6 protein-coding genes are annotated in these 6,611 nt (G+C 54.0%); 2 read left to right on the forward strand and 4 right to left on the reverse strand.

The window, feature by feature from the left end:
* Nucleotides 1-2 precede the first annotated feature (2 nt).
* Nucleotides 3-878 carry a metal ABC transporter ATPase gene (locus H4J77_RS08275; RefSeq protein ID WP_123887618.1) on the forward strand — a complete coding sequence of 292 codons (876 nt, stop codon included), beginning with the start codon at nt 3-5 and terminating at the stop codon, nt 876-878.
* Between the two features lie 19 nt (nt 879-897).
* Here the strand turns inward: H4J77_RS08275 and hldE are convergent, their stop codons facing one another.
* Both hldE and msbA read right to left on the reverse strand, forming a co-directional pair.
* Nucleotides 898-2,328, reverse strand: a complete 1,431-nt coding sequence (gene hldE / locus H4J77_RS08280) for a bifunctional D-glycero-beta-D-manno-heptose-7-phosphate kinase/D-glycero-beta-D-manno-heptose 1-phosphate adenylyltransferase HldE (RefSeq protein ID WP_123887617.1) — start codon at nt 2,326-2,328, stop codon at nt 898-900.
* Nucleotides 2,329-2,377: 49 nt separating this feature from the next.
* Nucleotides 2,378-4,159: a lipid A export permease/ATP-binding protein MsbA gene (gene msbA, locus H4J77_RS08285; protein ID WP_123887616.1), complete on the reverse strand. Its 1,782-nt coding sequence runs from the start codon at nt 4,157-4,159 to the stop codon at nt 2,378-2,380.
* 108 nt (nt 4,160-4,267) lie between these two features.
* On the opposite strand from msbA, the gene H4J77_RS08290 reads away from it, so the two are divergent.
* On the forward strand, nt 4,268-4,858 hold the full coding sequence (locus H4J77_RS08290) for a lipopolysaccharide kinase InaA family protein (protein WP_123887615.1): 591 nt from the start codon (nt 4,268-4,270) through the stop codon (nt 4,856-4,858).
* Between the two features lie 411 nt (nt 4,859-5,269).
* Here H4J77_RS08290 and H4J77_RS08295 read toward each other — a convergent pair whose 3' ends face one another.
* Complete coding sequence (locus tag H4J77_RS08295) at nt 5,270-6,193, reverse strand: glycosyltransferase family 2 protein (RefSeq protein ID WP_123887614.1); 924 nt, start codon at nt 6,191-6,193, stop codon at nt 5,270-5,272.
* Nucleotides 6,194-6,465: 272 nt separating this feature from the next.
* Nucleotides 6,466-6,611: transposase domain-containing protein (locus tag H4J77_RS08300; protein WP_182247823.1), on the reverse strand; the 146-nt coding region annotated here is incomplete at its 5' end.

The following is a 6,611-nucleotide window of genomic DNA, read 5'->3' on the forward strand; positions in this document are numbered from 1 at the left end:
GCATGACCTTAATCGTTGCCCGCAAGAACCCGGTGATATTCAAAACCCAGGCTATTCACATACAGGCCAGCAAAGAAGTGCTGCGTTACGCGCCTACCGGGAATCCCCTGAGCTTTTTTGAGATGCAGGAACGCAGGCAACCAATAACCGTGCAGAACCCAGAGCACTTTGAGCTGACAGTGGCCAACCTGGGGGTTTCTGTCGATATTCAGATGGAATGGCAAGGGCGGCAATTTCAGCTATTAGTGCGACAAGACCGGCCTGACCGCGGCGATAACGTACTCAAACTACTGTCAGGCTACGTGCCCGCGCATGAGTTACGCGTGCCTCTACTGACGGCCATGACCGAAATAGCTGAAGAGTTGTTGGTAGAAACCGAGTCGGGTTGGCTACAAGGCCGCTATCAGGATACCTGGCTGCCCACGCCTTACGCCGACAGCCTGGCGTTGGACGAGGAGCAGGTATTTCGCCTCAGTTCACTCGGTGGTTCCAGTCGTCCCGTACTGTGCCGTGAGCTCAACCTGTTGGAGCGTCCGCGAGCCTACGTGCACCTCCCCAGCAACTCGCTGCAGCTGGTCTACCAGATGCGCCTGGCACTGCCGCAGTCGGCCAAACGACTGTCGCTGCTGCATACCGATGAGTTTCTTGATGAAGACAGTGGCGAGCTGGTCGCGCAAATGGACTACGAACGCCCAGAGCTGTTTCTGGCCGAACACCGGGACGGCAAGGCAACAGGCAAACTGTTCATTCTGTTACGCGGAAAGTTAATCGAGCAGGACAGTCAAGAAATGCTACTGAGTGAGGCCTTTGCACCTCAGCACGGATGGATAGTGAACGCCCAGAATTGCAGCTGGCAGGAGGGTCTCGGCGAGCGCTGACCCCCTCCCCCAGGCATATTCAGTGCTGATCACGCTCGCGGATTTTTTCCACTATTGCTGTCGTTGAGCAGCTGTCGACAAAGTTAAGCACCTTAACTTCCCCGCCGTATGCCTGAACAATAGGCGCACCCACGACCTGACCCACACTATAGTCGCCGCCCTTCACCAGCACATCCGGCTTGACCTGCTCCAGCAAACGCTCTGGTGTATCTTCCGCAAAACTGATAACCCAGTCGACAGCGCCCAAGCCAGCCAACACCGTCATACGTCGCTCGACGCTATTGATGGGACGCCCCGGACCTTTCAAACGCGTAACGGAGGCATCATCGTTGATCGCGACTATGAGTCTATCGCCCTGACTGCGCGCTTCTTCCAGGTAACCAACGTGACCGGCGTGAATAATATCAAAGCAGCCGTTGGTAAACACGATGCGTTCACCATGGGCACGAGCATCTTCCAGCGCCTGCAGCAGCTGCTCTACACCAACCACACCGCGCTCGCTGCCCTGCTCGCGCTGAACCGCACGACGCAACTCAGGCGCGCTAATAGCCGCCGTACCCAGCTTGCCTATAACGATACCGGCAGCAATGTTTGACAGCCCAACCGCATTTGGCAAGCTCTCACCAGCCGCTAGTGCCGCAGCCAAGGTGGAAATAACGGTATCACCAGCGCCCGTCACATCAAACACTTCAAGCGCACGCGCCGGGAGGTGCAATGCGGGCTCGCCGCTGCGTAATAGCGTCATCCCCTGTTCACTACGAGTCACCAGCAAGGCATCCAGCTGTAGCTCGGCGATCAGCGCCATACCCTTCTCGACCAGTTCCTGCTCGCTACCACAGCGGCCTACAACCGCTTCAAATTCGGCCAGGTTGGGCGTAATCAGGCTGGCACCACGATAGATGGAAAAATCACTGCCTTTAGGATCAGCTAATACCGGCACGCCGCGCTCACGAGCAAGTTTTATCAGCGCCTGATGATTGACCAGGGCACCCTTGCCATAGTCTGACAGCACCAGCACCTTTGCCTTATCCAGCAAGCCTGAAACCGACGCCAGCAACGCATCTGCGTCCGTAGCAAAGCGCTCTTCAAAATCCAGCCGAATAAGCTGTTGATGGCGACTCATGACGCGCAACTTGGTAATGGTTGGCTGACCTTCACACTGCTGAAAATCGCAGTAAACGCCTGCGGCGTTCAACCGCTGCTGCAGGCTCTCGGCAGCTTCATCCTTGCCGGTTACACCGACTAGCCAGGCAGGAGCGCCAAGCGCTGAGATATTCAAGGCAACGTTGCCCGCGCCACCGGGGCGATCTTCTATCTGCTCGACCTTAACCACCGGCACCGGCGCTTCAGGTGAGATCCGGTGGGTAGGCCCATGCCAATAACGATCCAACATCACATCCCCGACCACGAGTACCGGGGCGGAGTCGAAGCGGGGCATGGTCAATTTCATCTTGTCTGATACCTGTTTCTGGTCCGACAGCGCGCCGGAAGGTTGCATATTAGCCGTGGCTTTCTTCTTCAAACTGCATACTGTGCAAGCGGGCATAGTACCCATTCTGAGCCATCAACTCGGCATGCGAGCCGCGCTCAACAATCTTGCCCTGATCCATCACCAGAATAATATCGGCTTTCTCGATGGTCGATAGGCGGTGAGCGATCACCAGCGTCGTACGCCCCTGCATCACACGATCCAGCGCGGCCTGAATGTGCCGCTCTGACTCGGTATCCAGCGCCGAGGTAGCCTCATCAAGGATCAATACCGGCGCATCCTTCAGCAGCGCTCGTGCAATGGCCAGACGCTGGCGTTGCCCGCCCGATAACAACACGCCGTTCTCACCTACCAGGGTATCGAACCCTTGCGGTAACTGATCGATAAACTCCTTGGCGTAAGCTGCTTCGGCCGCCGCTTTGACGGCCTCCATCGGCGCACCAGCCAGATCACCATAGGCAATATTGCTGGTGATAGTGTCGTTAAATAACGTCACATGTTGGCTGACCAATGCCATATGGTGTCGCAGGTTACGCAGGCGATACTGTTCAATAGGCACGCCGTCGAGCAGTATTTCGCCCTGGTCGTGATGATAGAAACGCGGAATCAGATTGGCCAGCGTCGACTTACCACTGCCGGACCGACCAACCAGCGCCACCATCTGCCCTGGCGCAATGGAAAAATTAATATCCTCAAGAACCTGCTTCTCAGTATCCGGATACCTGAAACTCAACCCCTTGATATCAAGTTGGCCGCTGACTCGATCGCGCTCCAGCGTGCCCTGATCAAGCTCTGGTTCTTCATCAAGCTGCTCAAAAACACTCTCAGCTGCAGCAATACCCTTTTGAATATTGGCGCTCACCTCGGACAGCTGCCGAATCGGCTTGGGTAGCAGGCCCGCTGCGGTGATATAGGAAACGAGGTCGCCCACCGAGGCATCGCCGCGCAAAAACAGCACCAGAAACATCACCACAGCCATGGCTGAATAGGTTACCAACTGCAGGGTGGGTGTATAAACAGCGCCCGTGCGGGTCATCTTCAGCCCGCGCTGACGATTGTTCTCGCTGGCCTTGTTAAAACGCTCGGTTTCATACTGTTCGCCACCAAAGCTGCGCACGACGCGGTAGCCCTGAATAGTCTCTGATGTCACATGGGTTACATCACCCATCGCCGTCTGAATTTTTCTGCTTTGGCTACGGAATTTCTTGCTGGTACTGTTCACCATAACGGCAATCACCGGCAGGATGGCAATCAGCACCAGCGTCAACCGCCAGTTCATCCAGAGCAGGTAGCCGAACAGGAAAATGACGGTCATACCTTCGCGAAAAATCACTTTGATCGCGTCAGTCGCGGCGCCGGTCACCATGGTCACATTAAAGGTGACACGAGAGACCAAGTGCCCTGAGCTGTGGTTATCAAAGTACCGGTTGGGCAATGTCAGAAAGTTATTGAACAGCGCAGTACGCAGATCATGCACCACACCGAGCGATACCTTGGCGATATAGTAATTACCTAAAAAGGAGCCAATACCTTGGTAGGTAGCCACCGCAATAATAAATAGCGGAAACCCCCAAATCATTGGCACACCGAAAAACAGGGCGTCACCACCACTATTGAGGCCGTCAACAAAATACTTAAGCACCCAGGCCATCGCAGGCTGACTGGAGGCAAAAATCACAAAACCAAAGATGCTGATGGCAAAAGGTACCCAATAGGGTTTCACGTAACCGAGCAGCCGCAGGTAAATGCGTATGCTGGAGCGCATGAATGATTCTTTCTGAGCGTTCGACATGAAATTTTCACGGGTGAAGGATCAAGCGGCGAGTCTATCACAGCTCAAAGGCGACACAGCACCCGAAGGCAATCTGCGATAAACTGGCGTTTTTAATCAGGAAAAAGTATGCGGCCACTCAGCAGGGACCAATTTGAAGCGATGCGGCTGGGTGCCACCGTACTGGAACAAGATGCCCATGGTGTCAAGGTTCTGCGGCTGGCCGATGGTAGCTTTCTGAAGCTATTCAGACGGAAAAGCTGGTTTTCCAAAACGGTGTTCTTTACGCCCGCTCAGCGGTTTGCGCAAAATGCCACCGCACTCAGTGAACGAAACATACCCTGCCCGCAAGTCATCGACTTGTTTCAGATGCGCAGCCCGTATCGCTCGGTTGTCCACTACGCCCCTTTACCAGGTGACACCCTGCGACACCTGTTAGGCAACAGCGAGGAGGCGCGTGCGATCGAGCTGCTTAGAGAGCTTGCCACCTTCATCAATACGCTGCACGACAAGGGAGTGTATTTCCGCTCTTTGCACCTGGGCAACATCATCTTGACGCCGCAAGGCGAACTTGGCCTGATTGATATCTCCGACATGCGCTGCCTCAACCGCCCATTATCAAAAAGGCTCCGCGCAAGAAACTATCATCACCTGCTGCGTTATGAGCAAGATTGGAAAAACGTCAGTTTTGAGATGAAGCAGCTATTTTCTGCGCATTAACGCACGTCAAGTTGAGCTCTAAAGCGAAGCCAGGTTGCAAAATAGCCAGCAAATACTTACTCCAATCAGGCTGCTCAATTGCACAGTAGCGCCTGACGTTTTTCGCAGTCCAGCGTCAAGAGTGCAGGCCGGGGCGCAGGGCGAGCGCGACAATATCGCTGAGCAAAGCAATACCAACTGCCGGTATGTGCTCCCGAGTGGAATAGGCCCCAGCGAAAACGATCGTGCTTGTCACGAAACTCGCTTACCAGTATCCAGAGACAGGCAGCACCTGGTTTGTCACAGGTCGACCCACCATATTGATCAGCCAGCGCTCACAGTAAACCTCGCCCTCACGCCAACCGTGGCTAGGAAGAACCGTTTTCCAAGCTGAACGACCTGTTTTTAATAGTTCGACTTTAAAACAACATGCTACTTAAGTGTCTCTGGCGGTGCGGATATTTCTTTTTTTAAAATCAAATGCCTAAGCCGCTTGAGAAGCTGCTTATCCCACTGTCGCAGCGGCACCTGCCTGAGCAGCTTCCAGCCATATGATTTATCGTAGATAACAGCCATGCGCAACGCCTTGGTGACAAGTCGCGCTTTAGCAGATTCGTACTGGGGGTGCTCGGCGTAAGGCGCTATTACGTCCAAGCCGTAACGGTACTCCGCTTTATAATTTTTTGACAAACTGCCTTCGTGCTTGCGGTACAGCGTCACAGTGTCCGGCAAAATATCGACAAAGAATCCGGCCTTGGCGACTTTCAGGGTCATTTGAAAGTCTTGAATCTTGATTGCTGCATCATAACGTCCTGCCATGTCAACTGCATCTCGCCGGTAGACTGCGATGTTGCCGCCTACCACTAAGGCAGCCGAAAGAGCCTGTGAAAAGTCATAGCGACGCACAGATCGCTTCTTGTCCTTTTTAGGGAGTAGCTCACCCTGCTCATCGATACGCACCGCGACACCACCCAGGCACCCGACTTCCGGGTGCTCACGTAGATAGGCCATCTGCACTGAGAGGCGATGTGGCGGCATGATGTCGTCTGCATCGAATGTCGCTATGAAATCTCCTCTCGCCTGGGCCAGCCCCGTATTCAGGGCCGCACTAACACCTGCATTTTCCTGGCGTATAAACTCCACACGCTGTGCAAGCCCATCTTGGTTAGCGGCCAGTGTGCGCTCGATAACCTGAACGCTGTTATCGGTAGAGCCGTCATCCACCACGATCAATTCAAAATTCGGGTAGTCCTGCGACAGCACGCTGCGCAATGTTTCATCAACATACCCCGCATAGTTGTAGCAAGGCACAATGACAGAGACTAACGGATATTCGCTTAAAGACTTGGTTATCATTCGGTGTGCTTACTCCAGCAGGGACGCCTTGCCAGTGTTAATTTTCCAAACCGGAAAATACAGATAGGGTAGCTCGATATCGCCCAACTGACTGCTGGCTAGACGCCGGGACTTCATGACCGCCTAGGTTATCAGCATGGATATATCCAGAGGCTGGCTTTATGTCACAAAGCTTATATGAGTTGACCAGCGAAAAATCGACACCCAAGCGCTCTAACACCAGGACGCAATACTCTAAATAGGAAATCTTAATAAAGGTAAGCGTCCGGCGATCACACCTTGATAGCAGGCTTCCAATTGTGCGGCAGTAGCTCGTCGATGGCGTTGTTCTTCTGCGTTGGCAGTCGGGTCAGCACATCTTTCAGGTAGGCATAGGGATCATGGTCATTGAGCTTGGCTGACTGGATCAAGCTCATGA

Source organism: Pseudomonas sp. 5Ae-yellow (assembly GCF_014077575.1).
In the GTDB taxonomy this organism is placed as follows: Bacteria; Pseudomonadota; Gammaproteobacteria; order Pseudomonadales; family Pseudomonadaceae; genus Halopseudomonas; species Halopseudomonas neustonica.